The following is an 18,110-nucleotide window of genomic DNA, read 5'->3' as shown; positions in this document are numbered from 1 at the left end:
GCCACCTGGTCGCCACGCGACAGGGCGGCCTCGACGAAGTCGCGGCCGAGGCCGCGGGACGAACCGGTGACGAACCAGACCTTGCTCATGATGTCTTTCCGTTCTTTCTGCGGTGGCGGTCACGCGACGGGGTCAAGGCGATCACTCGTGACGTCGTGGTGCCGCGTGGATCGTCCGCGCGGCGTCCCGACGACCATGAGGCACCGGCGACCCGACCTTTGTGACAGCGCGGTCATGTGACGTATGCCACCGATCACGGGTGTCACAAAGCGGTCATGGGCGGCGTCTCGTGAATGGACCACAGTCGAGAGCGAACAGGCAGGAGCCGCCTATGAACGAGCGCAGCGGGCCAACGACGGGCACAGTCGAACCGCCCGCCGGCGGCGGCCGGATGGCTCGCGCCACCGAGGTGTTCGTCGCCCACCGCAACCTGCTGTTCACCGTCGCCTACGAGATGCTCGGCTCGGCGGCCGACGCGGAGGACGTCCTGCAGGAGACCTGGCTGCGGTGGATGAAGGTCGACCTGAGGCAGGTGCGTGACCAGCGCGCCTACCTGGTCCGGATCACGACCCGGCGCTCACTCGACCGGCTGCGTGCCATGAGCCGCCGTAAGGAGGACTACGTCGGCTCCTGGCTGCCCGAGCCGCTGCTCACCGCGCCGGACGTGGCCGAGGACGTCGAGCTCGCCGCAAGCGTGTCGATGGCGCTCATGATCGTGCTGGAGACGCTGTCGCCGACCGAGCGCGCCGTCTTCGTGCTGCGCGAGGCCTTCGGCATCAGTCACGACGAGATCGCGGCCGCCGTCGGCAAGAGCCCCGCGGCCGTCCGGCAGATCGCACTTCGCGCCCGCCGGCACGTCGATGCCCGCCGCCCTCGCGAGGAGGTCGCCCCCCACCAGGCCCGGGCGGTGTTGGAGTCGTTTCAGGCCGCACTCGAGACCAAGGACCTGCAGAGCCTCCTCGACGTGCTCGCCCCGCAGGTCGTCCTGATCAGCGACGGCGGCGGCGTCAAGCGGGCCGCGCCGCGGCCGATCACCGGAGCCGGCAAGGTGGCCCGTTTCGTCGTCGGCGGCCTCGGCAAGGCCCAGGTCGCGCTCACCACTGACCACACGGTGGTCAACGGCAACCCGGCACTCATCCTCCGCGTGAACGGCGAGATCGACGGCGTCATAGCAGTCCGGGTCGAGCACGCCCGCATCACCGGCCTCTACTACGTCCGCAACCCGCAGAAGCTGACCCGCGTTGAATCCAAGACCCCACTCACGCTGACGTAATCCTTCAGCCGCCGCATGATCACGATTGCGCGACCGTGGGGAGCTCCCCGAGCGAAGACATCTGCTCATCGTCAGAAGCGCGTACTGGTCACCCCGTAAAGCACGCTCTCTTCGAGGAGCGGACATGGCCCATGACGGCCGTGCGATCACGCTGCCCAGGTCGCCGGCAAGCAGCACAAATCTCGGCCAGATCCATTACCAGGAGGTCATTCATGACGAAGAACGTCGCCGACGAACTCGCCGGTCTGCAACTGCCGGTCGAGCGGGGCTGCCCCTTCGCTCCGCCCGCCGCCTACGAGCGACTGCGCGAGCAGGCGCCGATCAGCAAGGTCCGCCTGACCAGCGGCGGCGAGGCGTGGTGGGTGTCCGGGCATGAGGAGGCCCGTGCCGTCCTCACCGACGGCCGCTTGTCCTCCGACAAGCGCAAGGACGGCTTCCCGCTCTTCACCCTCGATGCGGCGACCCTGCAGCAGCTCCGCAGCCAGCCGCCGTTGATGCTCGGCATGGACGGCGCGGAACACTCCGCGGCCCGCCGGCCGGTGATCGGCGAGTTCACCGTGAGGCGGCTGGCCGCGCTGCGCCCGCGGATCCAGGACATCGTCGACCACTTCATCGACGACATGCTCGCCGCCGACCAGCGGCCGGTCGACCTGGTGCGGGCGCTGTCCCTGCCGGTGCCGTCCCTGGTGATCTGCGAACTGCTCGGCGTCCCCTACACCGACCACGACTTCTTCCAAAGCCGCACCACCATGTTGGTGCGCAGGACCTCGCTGGAAGACCGCCAGCGAGCCTTGGCCGAACTGCGCGCCTACCTCGACGACCTGGTCACCCGCAAGGAGTCCGAACCCGCCGACGACCTGTTCGGCCGACAGATCGCCAGGCAACGCCAGGAGGGCACCCTCGACCACGCGGGCCTGGTGAGCCTGGCCTTCCTGCTGCTGACCGCCGGACACGAGACCACGGCGAACATGATCTCGCTCGGCGTGGTCGGGCTGCTCTCCCATCCGGAGCAACTGGCCCTGGTCAAGGCCGACTCGGGCAGGACGCCCATGGCCGTGGAGGAACTGCTGCGCTACTTCACCATCGCCGACGGGGTCACCTCCCGCGTGGCCACCGAAGACGTGGAGATCGGCGGGGTGAGCATCAAGGCCGGCGAGGGCGTCATCGTCTCGGCCCTGTCGGCCAACTGGGACCCGGTGGCGTTCAAGGATCCGGCCGAACTGGATGTCGAGCGCGGGGCCCGCCACCACCTCGCCTTCGGATTCGGCCCGCACCAGTGCCTCGGCCAGAACCTGGCCCGGATGGAGCTGCAGATCGTTTTCGACACGCTGTTCCGCCGCATCCCCACCCTGCGGCTCGCCGCACCGGTCGAGGACCTGCCGTTCAAGACCGACGCCGTCATCTACGGCGTTCACGAACTCCCGGTCACCTGGTGAGCAGGACATGATGTGGATCAAAGCGGACACTGGCCTCTGCGTCGGCTCCGGCCAGTGCGTCCTGACCGAGCCGGCCGTCTTCGACCAAGACGACGACGGCATCGTGGCGCTGCTGACCGATCACCCCGACGACCGGAGCGCCGCGCAGGCGCGCCACGCCGTCACCCTGTGCCCGTCCCGAGCCCTGTCCATCCTGCAGGAGTAGGCGCTACCCGGGTGGACTACACGTCCGTGCCAAGGCCTTGCCTTCAGTTCGTCCGAACTGGAGGCAGGACGAACCGGGCCGCTGCCGACCGCGCGGATCAGTGAGCCGTAGCCGGTCGTGCCCCCGCTCAGCTCGGCCTTGCGCCCGGCCGCGTCGATCCGGGTCACGTTGTCGATCACCAGCCGTACGCCCTCAGCCAGGATCTCGCGGTGGTCGACGACCGCGTCGTGGGATCCGCCCACCAGGTGGTGGAGGCGCAGACGCGGGACGAAGACCCGGCGCGGGTTCGCAGCGCGGGTGCTGCGCCTGGCCGCGGTCGGCGCCGGGTCACCACTGGGAGATGAGCGGCGTGTCCGGTTCGTGCTGCCGCCAGGCTTGGGTGAGGCGGGCGAGGCGGGTGGCGGCGGCGATGCCGCGCACGGTTGCGATCTTGCCGTCGGTGATGTCGAACGTCACGGCGCCGACGACGTGGTCGCCGAGCACGAAGAGGATGGCGGGGGCGCCGTTGACGAGCGCGTAGTGGATGGCGGGCGTGCCGCCGGCCAGTCGCCGTTTCGCGGGTGTGGGTTTGAAGCCGGCCCGTGCGATGGCGGCGATGCGCTGCGGAGTGTCGTACCGCAGCAGCGTCTCGGTCAGGCCGGCGCCGTCGGAGATCGCGGTCGCGTCGTCGGTGAGCAGCGCCGCCAGCCGTTCGGTGCGGCCCGAGGAGGCAGCGGCGAGGAATTCCTCGACGATCCTGCGGGCGGATGCCAGGTCGACTTCGCCGCCGCCGCCGCGGCGCGCGGCGGTGATACGGCGCCGGGCCCGGTGGAGGTGCTGCTGGCTTGCGGACTCGGTGATGTCGAGGATCTCGGCGATCTCGGCGTGGCTGTAGGAGAACGCTTCGCGCAGGAGGTAGACGGCCCGCTCGACGGGTGACAGGCGCTCCATGAGAGTCAGGACGGCCAGGGAGACCGATTCGCGCTGCTCGAACGTGTCGGCAGGGCCGAGCATCGGGTCGCCGTCGAGGAGCGGTTCGGGCAGCCAGGCGCCGACGGTGCGTTCGCGGCGGGCTTGTGCCGAGCGGAGCCGGTCGAGGCACAGGTTGGTGACGACCTTGGTCAGCCATGCTTCCGGCACCTTGATCCGCTGCCGGTCGGCGGCCTGCCAGTGCAGGAACGCATCCTGCACGGCGTCTTCGGCGTCGGCGGCGGAGCCCAGCAGCCGGTACGCCAGCGAGGCCAGCCGGTTCCGGCTGGCCTCGAACCGACTGGTGTCGAAGCGATCAGTGGCGGTGCTGTCCACGCGGACCAACCCTAGTCAGGCGGCTACGCGAGCGCCTTCTCGGCGGACGCGTCCGGCGCGGCGGCCAGGCGGCGCCTGCGCTTGGGCAGGCCGAAGGTCGGGTGCGAGATGCCCCACAGCGAGATCTTGAGGATGCCCGTCTTGATCCGCGCGGCCTTCCGGCCGCCCACATACGTCGGCTTCGCTTGCGCTTCGTCGTCGACCATCTGCAGGATCCCGTCCCGCCGCCCGAGGCTGATGTGGTTGCCCGGGTAGACCAGCTTGGTGTTGGCAATCTCGCGGCCGGTCAGGCGTCCCACGATCGCGTCCGTGGCCTGCCGGCCGGTGTAGCCGGCGGTAGCGCAGGACATCGGCAGCGGCCGGCCGTTGTCGCCGATGGCGTAGGCGCTGTCGCCGGCGGCGTAGACGTTCGGGTGCGAGACCGACCGCATGGTGCGATCGACGACGATCCGACCGTTCTCGGTGACCTCCAGCCCGCCGGCGGCGGCGATGGGGTTGACCGCGAACCCGACCGTCCACACGGTTGCGTCGGACGCCAGGGCGGTGCCGTCGGCGCACAGCACCCGCGTCGCTTCGACGGCTTCGACGCTGGTGTGCTCCAGGACGGTGATGCCCAGCCGGTCGCAGGCCTCGCGCAGGTGGCTGCGGGCCCCGGCGGAGAGCCGCGCGCCCAGCTCGCCGCGGGCGACCAGCGCCACCGACAGGCCGGGCCGGGATTCGGCGATCTCGGTGGCGGTCTCGATGCCGGTCAACCCGTCGCCGACGACCAGCACGCTCCCGCCTTCGCCCCGCCTGCCCAGGCTGTCCAGGCGCTCGCGCAGGCGCAGCGCCGAGGGCCGGCCGGTGACGTCGAAGGCGTGCTCGGCCACGCCGGGGAAGCCGCGGTCGGCGACGTGGCTGCCGAGCGCGTAGAAAAGCGTGTCGTAGGCGAGCTCGCCGCCGCCGTCGGCGTCGGCCACGGCGACGACCTGGCGCTCGGGGGCGACGGCGGTGACACGGGCCAGGCGCAGCCGTATCCCCGTGCCCGCGAAGACGTCGGCGAGCTTGCGAGCCTCGATCTCCTGGCCGGCAGCGAGCTGGTGCAGCCGCAGCCGCTCGACGAAGTCCGGCTCAGCGTTGACCACGGTGATCTCGGTGTCCGCCGGCGACAGCCGGCGGGCCAGGTTCCCGGCCACGTAGGCCCCGGCATAGCCGGCGCCGAGGACGACGATGCGGTGCTTCATGCGTTGCTCCTGTCGGTTCGCTTGCTCCCGGTGACTTGAGCGGAACGGCGCCCCGATTGCTGACAGGAACTGCCTGTGGCATGGGTCACAGAGCGGCAGGAGCGCCGCCCGACGATGCTCGCGACGCCGAGGCGGCGCAGACACAGGCCGAGCTGAACGAGCCGGCAAGGCCGAGCAGCCGGCTATTCGCGGGGCAGCGTGCGGGCGAAGTGGGCCGCTGCGGCGTCCACTGCCCTCGTGACCTGCGGTTCCTGGTCATAGAAGGCGAACTGGTCGCCCTCGGTCCAGACGAACTCCTTGGGCCCGGCCAGCGCGGCGTGGAAGCGCCGCGCCCCGTCCGGGATGGCGGCGTCCTCGCTGTGGACGAGCAGGACGGGCTGGGTGAGGCGGGAGGCAAGGGAGATCGAGTCGTAGCCGAGCCAGTCCCGCCATGCCATCACCGCGAAGCGGTTGGGCCACTGCGGCAGGCCGCCGCGGTCGGGGTTGAGGTAGAAGTCGATGTCGAACGGCATGGCCGCGCGAGGGTCGGAGCCGCTGACGACCGGCACGTACTCGACCTCGCCGGTCGCCTCGTACTTCGCGCGTGCCCGTGCGGCCTCGGCGAGCCTGCCCGCGACGCCCTCCTCGCCGCCGTACACCTCCCGGCAGATCTCGGGGTCGTGCAGCCAGGGCGCGACGAGCGCCAGCGATCGGATGCGCGGATCGTCGACGGCGTTCCCGCTCATGTACATCGCGGCCGCGCAGACGCCGAGGGCGCCCAGACGGGCGGCGTTCACCGCAGGATGTTCGGCGAGGAAGGTGACCGCGTGGTTGATGTCGCCGACCTTCCGTTCCGGCATCTCGTAGTCGCGAGGCTCGCCCTCGGATTCGCCATAGCCGGTGAAGTCGAAGGACAGGGCGGCGAACCCGCGGTCGGCGAGCCGTTCGGCGTACCGGTCGGCCATCAGCTCCTTGACGCTCGTCCAGGTGCCCGCCACCACGATGCCCGGCGCCGGGCCGGCGCCGCCGGGCAGAAACAGGTTCCCGGTCAGCGCCACGTCGCCGGCGGAGAACTTCACCTTCTGCACAGTGGTCATGAACGTCTGCTCCTTCGGTCAGTTCGCATAGGTCAGTTCGGCTCTGGTGATGGACGAGCCGTCGACGGTGAAGGCGTAGTAGGCGTCGAAGCCTCCCTGGCCGCCGGGGGCGAAGCGCACCAGGAGGCGCTGGTGACCGGGCCGGTTCTCGGTGACTTCGATGACGGTCAGGCTGCCGCCGATGACCTCGGCCCTGGCCCAGTCACGGATCGCGGCGCGACCCTTGAAACGCCGCCCGACGTCAATGAGCTCCGCGTCGGCGGCGAACGCTCCCGCCAGCGCGTCGAGGTTGCGGTCGTTGACCGCGGTGACGTAGGTGTTCACCGGCGCGAGCAGCCCGCCCGCCCCTTCCTGGGGGGTGTCCGCGCAGGCGGCGGGCGTCTTCGCAGGGTCCTCGGCGGTCAGCTCCCGCGCGACGGCCTTGATGTTCTCCTGCACGATGGTCGGAAGGTCCGCGACCGGTGGATGGCCGGGGTAGGCGCGGTCCAGCTCGGCGGTGATCGACTTCTGCTCGCCGGGGGCGACCGTCCTGCCCTCGGGCGAGTCAGGGGCGACGGCCGGCCGGACCAGCCCGCGGAACACCTGGAGATACCGGCGCTGCTCGTCGATCAATGCGCGGGCCGGGCCTGCGGCACCGTGCCCCGGGTACATCGTCCTGGCCCCGGAGAAGCGCCCACCGAGCTGATCGAGGATCTGGAGCCAGCCGCAGCTGGTGCCCTCGATCAGCGCGGGCGTGACCTTACCGGTCGCCAGGTCGCCGGAGAAGAGGTCGCCGGTGTCGGGACGGTAGTAGACGTTCGCGGTGTCGGACTCGCCGTGGGCGAACGTGGCGGTCTCGAAGCGGAGGCCGCCGACCTGCAACGGTGCGCCGTCCTCGAAGGTCCGGTCGGCGTAGGTGATCTTGGCGGGGAAGTCCGCGTTCGCCGAACGGGCCAGCGGGTAGAAGCCCCGGCTGTCCTCCCGCATCGTCTTGTCGGTCGCCTTGGACGCGTAGATGGGCGCTTGGGGGAACGCCTCGTGGAAGGCGCCCGCCCCGCCCACATGGTCGGGATGGGAGTGGGTGAGCAGGATGGCGGCGACCGGCTCGCCGGTCTTCTTGATCTCCGCCACCGCTTTCCTGGCATCGGTCGGCGTGCGGAGGGTGTCGATGATGACCAGGCCTTCCGGTGCCTGGACCCAGTAGGTGTTGACCGAACCCGGGTTGGACGAGGCGAAGCGTCCCGGCTCCACCTTTCGCGTGGGCTGCGCCACGGGCTTGTCGTCGTTCGAACAGCCCGCCACCGACGCGATCGCGCATGCGGCGGCGGAGCTTGCGGCGAGAAGGCGCCGCAATCTCTGGTTCATCTGGAGCTTTCGTGAAGTCGGGATGCGAGGGGGTTCAGCGGAAGTCGTCCGCGTGGGCCTGTGCCCACTGCTCGAAGGTGCGGGGCTCGCGGCCGGTGACCTCGCGGACGGTCGGGCGGACGATCGACTCGTCGAGCGAGCCGTTCACGTAGAAGTCGAAGAACGCGTCCACATACTCGACGGGCATGGTGGCGAGCAGGTCGGTGCGCGCCTCCTCGTTCGTCAGGCCCACGAACTCCAGATCGCGGCCGAGGGCCCTGGCCAGCACGGCGACCTGGTCGGCGGGCCACATCGCGACCGGACCGGTCGGCCGGAGGATCTCGCCCCGGTACTCGTCCGACAGCAGCGCGCGGGCGGCGACGGCCCCGATGTCGTGCGGGTCGACGCTCGCCGTGCGGACGTCAGGGAACGGGACCCGCACCCGATCGCCGGACCGGAGTTGCGGCAGCCAGCGCAGGGCATTGGACATGAACGCGCTCGGCCGCAGGAACGTCCACGGCAGCCCGGACTCCCGCACGGCGGCCTCGGACGCGGCCATGAAACGGGTCACCGCGTTGGTCATGTCGCCGCTCCCGGCCGAGCCGCCGGACAGCAGCACGACCTGTTCCACTCCCGCACGCCGGGCCTCGGCCACCAGGCCCGGCATGTCCTCGTACCCGGGGAGCAGGAACACCGCGCGGGCCCCGCGCAGCGCGCCGGTCATGCTCTCCGGCCGGTTGAGGTCGCCCGTCACCGCCTCGACGCCGTCCGGCAGCGGTACGGTGTCCGGCTTCCGCACCAGCGCCCGGACGGGTTCACCGGCTGCGGCCAGGGCCCGGACCACTTCGGAGCCGACGTTGCCTGTCGCGCCCGTCACCAAGATCATTTCATTGTCCTTCACAGGGTGTCTACCAGGGGAGGGGACGGCCGTCGCGGAAGAACCCGCCGGTCGGGCCGTTGTCGGGCAGCGTGGCCGCCCAGACGACGCCGGCCGCGCCCTCGGAGACGGGACGGCCGCCCGGTCCTCCCATGTCCGTCGCGACCCAGCCAGGGCAGATCGCGTTCACGAGGACGCCGTCACCGCGAAGCTCCGCCGCCAGCATGCGGGTCAGGGCGTTGAGGGCCACCTTGGTGGTGCCGTACGCCGGGGTGCCGCCGCCCATGTTGGTCAGCGAGGCCGCCTCGCTGGACACGTTGACGATCCGGGGATGCGCGCTCTCGCGCAGGAGCGGCAGCAGCTCCTGGATCAGCCGCCAGGGACCGTACAGGTTCGTCTCGGCGGCCTCGCGGACGACGTCCAGGTCGGCGGACGCGCCGCCCTGCCAGGTGTCGTAGGTGATGGCGGCATTGTTGACCAGAGCGTCCAGCCGCCCGTACCGCTCGGCGACGGCGGCCGCCGCCCCCGCGATGTCCTCCTCGGAGGTGACGTCGAGCCGTAGCGGGACGACGTCACCTCCGAGTTCCTTGGCCGCGGTCTCGGCCGCCTCCGGCGATCGGGCAGTGAGGAGGACGGTGTGGCCGAGTGCCGCCAGCTGGTGGCAGACCTCCCGGCCGATCCCACGGTTGCCGCCGGTCACGAGGGCGATCATCCGTTCCCCGCCGCCAGGGACATGAGGTTCCGGTTGCCGTCGGCCCAGGTGGCGGTCATCACCACAACGCTGATCTTCCACACGCCGTCCGACCGGACCAGGTCGAAGCGGTAGGTGCCGCCCAGCGTCCACAGCGACGAGCCGAACGGATCGGTGAGGCGGTGCGTGGCCTGGAACGACGCCGTGCAGAGCGCGGTGTCGCCGTCGACGGTCACCAGGTGGTTCGTGATCAGGTGCTGCGTGGCGTCGAACGCGCCGAGCAGGCCCGACCATGCCTCGACGATCTGCGCCGGCGTCAGCACGGCAGGCTCGCCGCCGTTCAGGCTGGTGTAGTCCAGCGTCACCGAGTCCGCGAACACCTCGCCCAGGCGGTCCCATTCGCGCTGGTCGGCGTGCCATGCCATGCGGGTACAGGTCTCGATGATCGCCAGGCGATCCTCCGTGGTACTCATGCCGCAATCGTGGCGTTGACCTTTCCCGCACGTCCAATATCTGCTGTAATAGCCGACGGTTATGGATGCTCATCTGCGTGACATGAGGTATTTCGTGGCCGTGGCGGAGGAGCTCAGCTTCACCCGCGCGGCCGAGCGCCTGTTCATCTCGCAGCCGGCGCTCAGCAAGCAGATACGCCAGCTCGAAGAGCTGATGCGGGTGAGGCTGTTCGACCGCGACCGGCGCACGGTACGGCTCACCGCACCGGGCGAGGCGCTGCTGCCGGCAGCCCGCGAGCTGCTCCGGCAGTGGGACGAGGCTCAGCGGGCCGTCGGTGACGCCGCGGCCGCCGAAGCCTCACGGCTGACCGTGGGCATGTCGACCAGTGTCGGACGCGGCCTCCTGGGAACGCTGCGGGAACGGTTCACCGCCCGCCGTCCGGGCTGCGACCTGCGGCTGCGCCAGGTCAACTGGACCGACCCCACGGCGGGCTTGGCCGAGGGCGAGGTCGACGTGGCGTTCGTCTGGCTGCCGTTCCCCGGTCAGGACGATCTCAACGTCCGGGTCGTGGCCCGAGAGCCGCGCTGGGTGGCGTTCCGGGACGACCACTGGCTCGCCGAACGGGACGAGGTCGACTTCGCCGAGCTCCTGGACGAAGAGTTCCTGGCGCTCCCCGAAAGCGCCGGCCCGCTCCGCGACCACTGGCTCGCGACCGACGAGCGCGGCGGGCGGCCACCGGTCGTCTGCACGACCGTGACGAACGCCGAGGAGACCTTCGCGGCGCTTGAGAGCGGCGACACCATCGTCCTGCTCGCCGCCGGCAACGCCGAGATCTACCGGCGGCCGGGGATCATGACCATCCCGGTCACGGGTCTGTCCCCGAGCGCGCTCGCCCTCGCGTGGCGGCCCGGCGATCACCGCAGCACCATCCGCGACCTGGTCGAGGCCCTGTCGCCCGCCCCGCAGCGCCTCCAGACGTGATCCCCCGTACACCCCTGGTGGTCGTGACACGGGTGCCGCCCCCTGCCCGCATTATTCGATAGATCCGCTTTCCTGGTCGCTTGTACAGTGACGCCAGGCGTCAGGGGAAGGGGATCATGCGCGTGCACTGTCGGTCTTCTCGGTCGCCACGGCGGGGCGGCGCCCGCCCTTGCTGCCCTTGGCCTCGGCGGCGCGCAGTCCGTCGTAGGTCAGCTCGCGCTGGAGGTCGCGCTGGAGTTCGCCGGCGGCGAGGGTCTGCACCATGAACTTCACGGTGGACAGCAACTCCCCGGTGCGCGGGTGGCGGGCGGTGAGGTCCATCGCGGAGAACGCGCCGTCGTGGATGCGCAGCGCCACCTGGTCGCGGTGAAGGACGTCGAGCACGTCGAGGATGTGCCCGGTGCCGCGTACGAGGCGGAACGTCTCGGAGATGTGCACGGTGTCGCCCGGTGAGCAGTTCGCGGAACTTCGGGCGCTGAAGGAGGTGGAGGCGGCTGGAGGTTCCCGGGTCCTCCTCGAAGACGATCGGGTCCTCGATCCCGACCTCGTCCAGGACGAGGTTCTGCCGGGCGGTGGACTGCTGGTCGGTCGAGACCCGCTTGGAGACCAGGTTCGCCACCGAGGGCCCCTTCCGTACGGAGGATCGGACCCTATCTGTCATCCAACCCTGTCAGAAATCGCCATCGGATCTGATTGGTTTCGCGGCGCCGTGAACCCCCGGATTGCACGGGTTCATTGGACGCGTCGCTCGCCTGTCGTCAAACGATTCGTTTGACGACAGGTGTAGCGAGATCGGCTCGTACAGGCCCGCGTGCCTGCCAGTATGAGTGTCTACCGACTGCAACAGCCAAGGGAGTCGTCCACGTACCGCCGCTCGCCGTTAGGAGACTGATCATGTCCGGCTTAGCTCTCTACTACCCAGATGTGTTCGTTCAGGACGAGACATGCCTGAAGGCTGCTGCCCTTTACTGGCCCAAGATCGCGCGCTTGAGAACCCTGGACTACCCCGATCTTGACTCACCGACTGGCAGAGCGCTGCAGGACGAGTTGAACTTCTTCGTCGACATAGATCCCGAGCTCTACGGCCGGGACGTCGCGGAGGACTTCATCCGTTGGTTGCGAAGCTCGGATGATCCGGAGCGTTGGGCAGAGGAGGCGCGCGTATCGCGGGAGAGTTTCGACGAAGACCTGTTGACTCGCCCGTCCGTGCAGGTCCCCGGTATGCCACTCACCTTTCCTTACCGATGGGTCGAATCGGAGGTCAGCGGTGATGTCGGGCTCCCGTTCTGGGTCCTGGAACGGGGCCTCGCGGTGATAGCCAGAGACAGAGTCGGACGGTCTTGGGTGCGGTTGGAGCGACGCCTCGCGCAGGTGTACATCGCTGCGCTCGCACGCAACGTTGCCGAAGCCAACGGCATGGCGATGGTCACGGATCAGTCCGGCCTTCCCGGACTCCCCCATGGGTGGGGGAGCGAACCGGCCGTGTATGACTACACCGGCATGAACCCGGAGGCGATGTACGCGGTAGTGGCGCTTCGCTCGGTGCTGCCGCGTGGTTTGGAGGACATCCCGGTCCAGCGCATTGTGCAGGCCCGCCGGATGCTGGCGGACGAATTCGATGCCTTCCGGCAGCGTGTCACCGAGCTAGGAGATTCATTCGCCGAGATGGCAGCGAGCCAGGACCCGGCCGTTCTGCGCGCTCGTGTGGAAATGGCGGCAGACCGAGACATCCGCACCATACTCGGAGACCTTGAGCAGGGCCTGCGCTCGCAGCGCCTCGAACCCATTCGGGCAATCTTCTCCCTCCAAACACCGGAGGTGCCGATCGTGCTGTCCGTCCTGGGCACGACGTTTGCGGGCCACGGGACTTTGTCCGAGACCGCTCTCGGCGCCAGTGCGATCGCGGCGTGTTTCGTGAGTGCGGGCTCACGTGTGGCAGCCAGCGCTGCTGCTGCTCGCCGATCGCCTGCGGGGTATCTCCTGGGACTGCGCGAGGAACTCGATCCGCAGGGTCTGATCGACCGGATTCGGAGGAACAGGCGCCATGTCCGCCGCAGGGGTTAGGGGCGGTGGGTCATGCCGAGTCAGGCGCTGGCCGATTAGCTACCAAGAGCTGCTGTAGATCCTGTCCACGGTGGTAGTCGAGCAGATCTGACTCAGCCGCGCCAACGCCGGCAACGTTCCCGGGGCAGCAGCCATCACGGAGAGGGGCCGCGTCTTCGCCGCCCGGTTGCGGGCCGAGATCGAGGGCTCCGCGTAGCCGTCGTACAGCATGCTCACGCATCGCCATCGTCGTTCTCGTCCAGCTCCACCGCGTCCGGGTCGCGCAGCGGGCGCAGGGCGCCGGCGGCCGGGGTGGAGGCGGTGAAGCTGTAGCGGCCGAGCAGGTTCAGGTTGCGGTGCTTGAGCGGGGAGAGCCGGGCGACATCCTCGTCGCGGAGCTCGTGGCCCTCGGCCTGGAGCTGTGCGACGGCGGCGTCGATGTACCGGGTCGTCCAGAGCACGATGGCGTTGAGGACCAGGCCGAGTGCGCTGAGCTGGTCCTCCATGCCGTCGCGGTATGCCTGGTTACCAGGGAGCCTGCGGCCTTCAGCATGTCCGGCCAGTGCGTGATCACCTTGTTCAGGCTCATGCGGTTGCGGGCCAGGTCCTCCACCACGCCGTACGTGCCCGTCTCGACGCCGGGCATCGTGGCCCGCCAGAACCGCTGGTCGTCCAGGTCGCGGAACCGCGGGCTGAAGTTGTAGCCGAGGATCTTGAACAGGCCGAACACCATGTCGGAGTACGAGGCGTTGTCGGTCGCCACCATCTCCGGCTTCACCCCGTCGTCCAGGTTCAGCAGCGCGTCCAGGATGTGCAGGGAGTCGCGCGGGGGTGCCGGGGACGACTATCTGCCCGATGCCCGCGACCTGGTCGTTTACTGCGTTGAGACACCGGGCACGAGTTCAGCACCAGCCTGCTCCGGATGGTGCTGGCGTTCCCTCCGGTCGATCCGCTCGCCGACGCGCTGGAGGACGGCTGGGACGCTCCCAGCGTGCGGACGCAACTGCTGGACGCCGTCGCCCGCCAGTTGATCCAGCGGCCCTGGCCGACCAACACCGATGAGCGACTTCAGGTCCTGTCTAAGATGATCGCCGCCGACCGGCGCTTCCCGGACTACGAACAGAGCGCCTGAGGAAAGTGTTTCGACAGAAACATGGAGCCACCCGGACGGCGACGAGCGGTTGCACGCGAAGCTCGACTACACCCTGGCGGGCACCCTGCCGGTCGACAACTGACCGCCCAGACCACGCCGGACAGCCCGCCGCACCCAGGGAGAGAGATGACCGAGTTCCGTCGCGTGAAGGCCTCTGGCGGCCGCGACGACGAAACCCCGGCGCCGGACGTGCGCTGCCTGGTGTGCGGTGCGGTGATCGGACAGCCGCGCACCGGCCGCCCGGCCCGCTACTGCGGAACCCCGTGCCGCCAGGCCGCCCACCGCGCCCGCAGCCGCACTACCGAGGCCGCCTCACACGCCGCATGGTTGTGCGGCCACCTGGCCGCCGACCTTGCCCGCGCCTGCGACCTCGGCGCCGAGCTGGCCGCTGCGCTCGACACCACCCCCGCCACCGCTGGCCCCGCCGCCGGCCGTGCTGGCGACGACGGCCAGGCCGTGCCCGAGAACGAGCCGCCGACCGGGTGGGAAGCAGGGCTCGGCGAGCTGGCCAGCCGCCTGAGCAGGCTGGCCACCGCCATCAGCGGCAGCGCCCGCGAGCACCAGGCCGTCGCTGTTGCCCAGGAGGAGAGGCCCACCAGGTCGAGGGTGTCGCGGCGGTGTAGCCCAGCGACTCATACAGCGGCCTGCCCAGTTTGGATGCGGTGAGGGTGAGCGGTAGATCCGCGAGGTGGGCCAGAGAGGCGAGCATGACGGCCCGCCCCACGCCACGCGAGCGCAACGCCGGTGATGTAGCGACCCAGTAATGGCTGCCGACGCCGTCGTCCACGACGCTGACGCACGCTCCCGCGGCCACGCCGTCGTGAGATACGACGAACACCTCCACGCCCGGCTGCTCGATCAGCGTCATCGGAAACAGCTCGCCGGGGCGGTAGGGCTCGAATCCGGTCAGCTCGAAACCCTCGATCACGATCCGCTCGGCCGCCTGGAGGTCCTCGGGCCGCCGTACCCGGATCACCTCGAGCACCGGTTCGCCAACGGGCCCGGGCGGGCGCAGCATGACCGGCATCTGCCAGCTGCGCATGCCCAGGTGGCTCAGGTCGGTCGAGCTGAACGGGTCCTCGGCGTTCACCGGGCCCACGGCCCGGCGGGCCAGCTCGCTCAACTCGGCCAGTTCGCCCAGGTCGAGGTCGGGCTCCTGGATCAAGATCCGCAGACCTGCACGCTCGTCGCCGTCGACCGCGACGAAACCGCGGCGCCGGATCACCTCATGCCCCCGACATCGTCCGGTCGCGCTCCAAAAAGCGGCTGAGTTGCGGGCCTGACGCATCGGCGCCCCGGCCAAGGGCAAGGAGGTGAGCTGGTCAGTCGGGGTGGATCCCATCGTCATTGGGCCGAGGGTAGCGCGCACGATTGACTCATCACACGGGCCAATTTCTCACGAGCTGACTGGGCCATCTTTGGGGCGGGCCAGGCTCAACTCCCGACGTGTCGAGAAGCGCCACTCTGCCCGAGTGGAAGATCGTCGCCCTCGACCAGCTCGGCTTGGTGTGGGATCCCAGGCTGGCGCGCTGGGAGCGAGAACTGGCTGCGGCCCGGCGATTCCGTGAGGAGCACGGCCACCTGTCGGTGACGGACCACTACATCGATGCCACGGGCTACCGCCTCGGCGACTTCATAGCCCATCAGCGAGCAAAGCGCCGAGGTTCTAAGCAGGGCGGCCTCATTGAAGAAGAGATCGCCGCCCTCGACGAGCTCGGCATGGTGTGGGAAGTGAAGCGTCAGTACACGGGGTGAGATCACACCGCGGCCTGCGCCGCCGACCGGGCCGTGAGCTTCAGCCCCCTGCGTACAGGGGGCTGAAGCTCGTCATGTCGTGGCCGGCCCCCGGACCGCAGCGGGGAACTCGAAGATCTCGACGAACTCCGAGAGATCAACGAGTTGGGCAACCTCGGCGCTGTCCCGGCAGTCGGCTACCCGCCAGCGCTTGCCACCGCGCCAGCGGTCGATGCGGAATCGCGGACGCCCGTCCAGGACGATCGGGACGACTTCGATCCCGTCAGGCCCACGGAAGTACGACATGCCGAAATCGTACAAATCGGACAGTGTGTCGAGGTGAGCTGCGCGCGGCATCTCAGCCGGCGCGCCGCCGACCGATGCGCGGAACGTTGGCCGGTGACATGTCCGTGCGCAGACCCCTCCAGGAGGGATGCCGCAGCAGGCCGTCGCCGGTCCGTTCGGCGAAACGCACCTCGCCCACCAGGGCCGGCCGCACCCAGCGGGCGGCCCGCGCCTGCTCTATCGGGACGTGCCCGGCGAACGGGCTGGCCTCCTGCGCCAGCCGGGCCGGCCGAGTGGCCAGGTCGGCGCGCACCCGCTCGGTGAACCCCGTGCCGACGTGCCCCACGTACTCCAGCCGCCCGCGCCCGTCGGGCACGCCGAGCAGCAGCGAGCCCGCCAGGCCGGCGTGGCGGCCGCCGCCGGCCTGCCACCCGCCGATCACCACCTCCGCGGTCTGGTGGTGCTTGACCTTCACCCAGTCGGCCGAGCGGCGGCCCGGCCGGTACGGCGAGTCGACCCGCTTGGACACGACGCCCTCCAGGGCCAGTTGCAGGCTCGCCTCCAGCGCCGCCTGCGCGTGGCCGGTGAAGTAGAGGGGCACCTGCCAGCGGGCTCCCCGGCCGCACGATCTGCTCCAGCAGGGCCCGCCGCTCCAGGTACGGCAGGCGCACCGCGCTGGCGGCGTTGATGTGCAGCAGGTCGAACAGCATCACCGTCACCGGCACCGCCCGCACCAGGTCGGCCACCCGCGACGGCCGCCGTACGTGCATGCGGGGCTGCAGCGCCCCGAACGAGACCCGGCCGGCCTCGTCGAAGGCGACGATCTCACCGTCGAGCACCACATCGTGGCCGCCGACCGCGCCGGCGAGCATCTGCAGCTCCGGGTAGGCGGCACTCACGTCGGCGCCGTTGCGGGAGCGGATCCGCACCCGGCCGTCCTCGACGTACAGCAGCGCGCGGATGCCGTCCCATTTCATCTCCACCGCCCACCGATCCCCGTCGCCCGGCGGAGTGGTGCCGGCCTGGGCGATCATCGGGCCGGAGATCGCCCGCGAGCGCGATCGCAAACGTCTCGTCCTGGAGCCGTTCGACCCCCACCACATCCAGCCGAACTCCTACAACCTGGCGCTCGGGGAGACGCTGGTCTACTACACCGGCCAGGTCCTGGACACCCGACGGCCCAACCCGTTCGAGGAGGTGCCGATCCCTGCGGACGGCCTCGTGCTGCAACCGGACCGGATCTATCTCGGATCTAGCGTCGAGGTCCTGGGCAGCGACCACCTCGTGCCGGTCGTCCGCGCTCGCTCGGGGGCGGCGCGGCTGGGCTTGTTCGTCCACGTCACTGCCGACCTGATCGACATCGGCTCCATCGGGCAGTCGACCTTCCAGCTGCATGCGGTCCAGCCCGTGCGGGTGCACGTCGGCGACCGGCTGGCGCAAGTCACCTTCTGGCGCCCCCAGGGGGAGATCATCCTGTACGACGGCAAGTACCAGGGCTCCCGCGGGCCGCAACCCTCACAGATCCACTGTGACCACGCCCAGGTGCCCCGGTGATCGGCCGCCCCGTGCTGGACCCGGCATCCGACTGTACCGATCCGACCGCCAACGCCCTGGTCACCGCGGCGTTCGCCGCGATCAACAGCCGCTATGCGCTGGCACGGCACCAGATCGCCGCCGCGATTCTAGACGCTGACGGCGGCATCCATCTCGGGTTGCACGTCGACGCCATGGTCGGGCGCGCCGCGGTGTGCGCCGAGGCTGGCGCCCTGTCAGCAGCCCGGCTTGCCACCGACGCGCCGTTGCAGGCGGTGGCAGCCGTCCGCTACCCCAAACCCTCCGAGCCCGCCCTGGCCCGGATCGTTCCTCCGTGCGGGCTATGCCGCGAACTGCTGCTCGATCACGCGCCCAGCCTGCTCGCCGTCGTCCATGACGGCGCCTACCCGGTGCTGACGCCGATGGCCGAGTTGCTCCCGCACAAGTACGTGGGCACCAAGTGGCCCGCCGCCGCCCGCCCCTGACCAGCCCGAGCCTGGCCCGACTCAGCGGCCAGGCCACCATCGACAAGGAGAGCAC

The 18,110-nt window shown here is 70.1% G+C and carries 21 protein-coding genes and 2 pseudogenes; 10 read left to right on the top strand and 13 right to left on the bottom strand.

The annotated features are described in order from the left end of the window. The 4 genes from ACWDLG_RS44260 to ACWDLG_RS44245 all read left to right on the top strand — a co-directional run. Positions 1–224: hypothetical protein (locus ACWDLG_RS44260; protein WP_449931553.1), on the top strand; the 224-nt coding region annotated here is incomplete at its 5' end. A 107-nt stretch (positions 225–331) separates the two neighbouring features. Then, positions 332–1,273: an RNA polymerase sigma-70 factor gene (locus tag ACWDLG_RS44255; protein ID WP_449931551.1), complete on the top strand. Its 942-nt coding sequence runs from the start codon at positions 332–334 to the stop codon at positions 1,271–1,273. 212 nt (positions 1,274–1,485) lie between these two features. Continuing rightward, positions 1,486–2,709, top strand: a complete 1,224-nt coding sequence (locus ACWDLG_RS44250) for a cytochrome P450 (RefSeq protein WP_449931549.1) — start codon at positions 1,486–1,488, stop codon at positions 2,707–2,709. A 7-nt stretch (positions 2,710–2,716) separates the two neighbouring features. Next, positions 2,717–2,914: a ferredoxin gene (locus ACWDLG_RS44245; protein ID WP_449931547.1), complete on the top strand. Its 198-nt coding sequence runs from the start codon at positions 2,717–2,719 to the stop codon at positions 2,912–2,914. Positions 2,915–3,241: 327 nt separating this feature from the next. Here ACWDLG_RS44245 and ACWDLG_RS44240 read toward each other — a convergent pair whose 3' ends face one another. From ACWDLG_RS44240 to ACWDLG_RS44210, 7 genes are all read right to left on the bottom strand, one after another. Then, positions 3,242–4,198: a sigma-70 family RNA polymerase sigma factor gene (locus ACWDLG_RS44240; RefSeq protein ID WP_449931545.1), complete on the bottom strand. Its 957-nt coding sequence runs from the start codon at positions 4,196–4,198 to the stop codon at positions 3,242–3,244. 23 nt (positions 4,199–4,221) lie between these two features. Beyond that, positions 4,222–5,421: an NAD(P)/FAD-dependent oxidoreductase gene (locus tag ACWDLG_RS44235; RefSeq protein ID WP_449931543.1), complete on the bottom strand. Its 1,200-nt coding sequence runs from the start codon at positions 5,419–5,421 to the stop codon at positions 4,222–4,224. Between the two features lie 182 nt (positions 5,422–5,603). Next, complete coding sequence (locus ACWDLG_RS44230) at positions 5,604–6,497, bottom strand: alpha/beta hydrolase (RefSeq protein WP_449931541.1); 894 nt, start codon at positions 6,495–6,497, stop codon at positions 5,604–5,606. Between the two features lie 18 nt (positions 6,498–6,515). Beyond that, complete coding sequence (locus ACWDLG_RS44225; protein WP_449931539.1) at positions 6,516–7,778, bottom strand: MBL fold metallo-hydrolase; 1,263 nt, start codon at positions 7,776–7,778, stop codon at positions 6,516–6,518. Between the two features lie 97 nt (positions 7,779–7,875). Then, positions 7,876–8,706: an NAD(P)H-binding protein gene (locus ACWDLG_RS44220; protein WP_449931537.1), complete on the bottom strand. Its 831-nt coding sequence runs from the start codon at positions 8,704–8,706 to the stop codon at positions 7,876–7,878. Positions 8,707–8,728: 22 nt separating this feature from the next. Then, positions 8,729–9,409, bottom strand: a complete 681-nt coding sequence (locus ACWDLG_RS44215) for an SDR family oxidoreductase (protein ID WP_449931535.1) — start codon at positions 9,407–9,409, stop codon at positions 8,729–8,731. Next, positions 9,406–9,861 carry a nuclear transport factor 2 family protein gene (locus ACWDLG_RS44210; protein ID WP_449931533.1) on the bottom strand — a complete coding sequence of 152 codons (456 nt, stop codon included), beginning with the start codon at positions 9,859–9,861 and terminating at the stop codon, positions 9,406–9,408. The genes ACWDLG_RS44215 and ACWDLG_RS44210 overlap by 4 nt, the downstream gene beginning before the upstream one ends. A gap of 82 nt (positions 9,862–9,943) precedes the next feature. Here ACWDLG_RS44210 and ACWDLG_RS44205 point away from each other — a divergent pair, with 82 nt between their 5' ends. Beyond that, positions 9,944–10,822: a LysR family transcriptional regulator gene (locus ACWDLG_RS44205; protein ID WP_449931531.1), complete on the top strand. Its 879-nt coding sequence runs from the start codon at positions 9,944–9,946 to the stop codon at positions 10,820–10,822. Positions 10,823–10,936: 114 nt separating this feature from the next. Here ACWDLG_RS44205 and ACWDLG_RS44200 read toward each other — a convergent pair whose 3' ends face one another. Then, on the bottom strand, positions 10,937–11,260 hold the full coding sequence (locus ACWDLG_RS44200; protein WP_449931529.1) for a hypothetical protein: 324 nt from the start codon (positions 11,258–11,260) through the stop codon (positions 10,937–10,939). Positions 11,261–11,716: 456 nt separating this feature from the next. On the opposite strand from ACWDLG_RS44200, the gene ACWDLG_RS44195 reads away from it, so the two are divergent. After that, entirely contained in the window at positions 11,717–12,886 is a 1,170-nt protein-coding gene (locus ACWDLG_RS44195; protein WP_449931527.1) for a DUF6236 family protein, read from the top strand. 212 nt (positions 12,887–13,098) lie between these two features. Here the strand turns inward: ACWDLG_RS44195 and ACWDLG_RS44190 are convergent. After that, a pseudogene (locus ACWDLG_RS44190) lies at positions 13,099–13,749 on the bottom strand (Tn3 family transposase); the annotation flags it as partial. Positions 13,750–13,787: 38 nt separating this feature from the next. Here ACWDLG_RS44190 and ACWDLG_RS44185 point away from each other — a divergent pair. After that, positions 13,788–13,997, top strand: coding sequence for a hypothetical protein (locus tag ACWDLG_RS44185; protein ID WP_449931525.1), 210 nt, complete (start codon positions 13,788–13,790; stop codon positions 13,995–13,997). Positions 13,998–14,556: 559 nt separating this feature from the next. Here ACWDLG_RS44185 and ACWDLG_RS44180 read toward each other — a convergent pair. Then, complete coding sequence (locus ACWDLG_RS44180) at positions 14,557–15,387, bottom strand: GNAT family N-acetyltransferase (protein ID WP_449931523.1); 831 nt, start codon at positions 15,385–15,387, stop codon at positions 14,557–14,559. Between the two features lie 77 nt (positions 15,388–15,464). Here ACWDLG_RS44180 and ACWDLG_RS44175 point away from each other — a divergent pair, with 77 nt between their 5' ends. Next, positions 15,465–15,773, top strand: coding sequence for a helicase associated domain-containing protein (locus ACWDLG_RS44175; protein WP_449931521.1), 309 nt, complete (start codon positions 15,465–15,467; stop codon positions 15,771–15,773). Positions 15,774–15,845: 72 nt separating this feature from the next. On the opposite strand, the gene ACWDLG_RS44170 is transcribed toward ACWDLG_RS44175, so the two are convergent. The 3 genes and pseudogenes from ACWDLG_RS44170 to ACWDLG_RS44160 form a co-directional block, all read right to left on the bottom strand. After that, positions 15,846–16,058 (bottom strand): hypothetical protein, encoded by a 213-nt coding sequence (locus ACWDLG_RS44170; protein WP_449931519.1) that lies wholly within the window; start codon positions 16,056–16,058, stop codon positions 15,846–15,848. Between the two features lie 52 nt (positions 16,059–16,110). Beyond that, positions 16,111–16,638, bottom strand: a complete 528-nt coding sequence (locus ACWDLG_RS44165; protein WP_449931517.1) for an ATP dependent DNA ligase — start codon at positions 16,636–16,638, stop codon at positions 16,111–16,113. Between the two features lie 76 nt (positions 16,639–16,714). Further along, positions 16,715–17,014 (bottom strand): annotated as a pseudogene (locus ACWDLG_RS44160) (ATP-dependent DNA ligase); the annotation flags it as partial. On the opposite strand from ACWDLG_RS44160, the gene ACWDLG_RS44155 reads away from it, so the two are divergent. Both ACWDLG_RS44155 and ACWDLG_RS44150 read left to right on the top strand, forming a co-directional pair. Beyond that, complete coding sequence (locus ACWDLG_RS44155) at positions 16,998–17,591, top strand: dCTP deaminase (RefSeq protein ID WP_449931515.1); 594 nt, start codon at positions 16,998–17,000, stop codon at positions 17,589–17,591. The pseudogene ACWDLG_RS44160 and the gene ACWDLG_RS44155 overlap by 17 nt on opposite strands. Then, on the top strand, positions 17,588–18,055 hold the full coding sequence (locus tag ACWDLG_RS44150; protein WP_449931513.1) for a hypothetical protein: 468 nt from the start codon (positions 17,588–17,590) through the stop codon (positions 18,053–18,055). The genes ACWDLG_RS44155 and ACWDLG_RS44150 overlap by 4 nt, the downstream gene beginning before the upstream one ends. Positions 18,056–18,110: the final 55 nt, after the last annotated feature.

It is taken from the genome of Nonomuraea sp. NPDC003727, assembly GCF_053586935.1.
Note: the sequence above shows the minus strand (reverse complement) of the source record. Positions and strands in the feature narration are given on the sequence as shown.

Coding starts and splice junctions, on each gene's coding strand:
- ACWDLG_RS44255 (WP_449931551.1), top strand. CDS start 332: ATGAACGAGCGCAGCGGGCCAACGACGGGCACAGTCGAACCGCCCGCC.
- ACWDLG_RS44250 (WP_449931549.1), top strand. CDS start 1,486: ATGACGAAGAACGTCGCCGACGAACTCGCCGGTCTGCAACTGCCGGTC.
- ACWDLG_RS44245 (WP_449931547.1), top strand. CDS start 2,717: ATGATGTGGATCAAAGCGGACACTGGCCTCTGCGTCGGCTCCGGCCAG.
- ACWDLG_RS44235 (WP_449931543.1), bottom strand. CDS start 5,421: ATGAAGCACCGCATCGTCGTCCTCGGCGCCGGCTATGCCGGGGCCTAC.
- ACWDLG_RS44230 (WP_449931541.1), bottom strand. CDS start 6,497: ATGACCACTGTGCAGAAGGTGAAGTTCTCCGCCGGCGACGTGGCGCTG.
- ACWDLG_RS44220 (WP_449931537.1), bottom strand. CDS start 8,706: ATGATCTTGGTGACGGGCGCGACAGGCAACGTCGGCTCCGAAGTGGTC.
- ACWDLG_RS44215 (WP_449931535.1), bottom strand. CDS start 9,409: ATGATCGCCCTCGTGACCGGCGGCAACCGTGGGATCGGCCGGGAGGTC.
- ACWDLG_RS44210 (WP_449931533.1), bottom strand. CDS start 9,861: ATGAGTACCACGGAGGATCGCCTGGCGATCATCGAGACCTGTACCCGC.
- ACWDLG_RS44205 (WP_449931531.1), top strand. CDS start 9,944: ATGAGGTATTTCGTGGCCGTGGCGGAGGAGCTCAGCTTCACCCGCGCG.
- ACWDLG_RS44195 (WP_449931527.1), top strand. CDS start 11,717: ATGTCCGGCTTAGCTCTCTACTACCCAGATGTGTTCGTTCAGGACGAG.
- ACWDLG_RS44185 (WP_449931525.1), top strand. CDS start 13,788: ATGGTGCTGGCGTTCCCTCCGGTCGATCCGCTCGCCGACGCGCTGGAG.
- ACWDLG_RS44170 (WP_449931519.1), bottom strand. CDS start 16,058: ATGTCGTACTTCCGTGGGCCTGACGGGATCGAAGTCGTCCCGATCGTC.
- ACWDLG_RS44155 (WP_449931515.1), top strand. CDS start 16,998: ATGCCGTCCCATTTCATCTCCACCGCCCACCGATCCCCGTCGCCCGGC.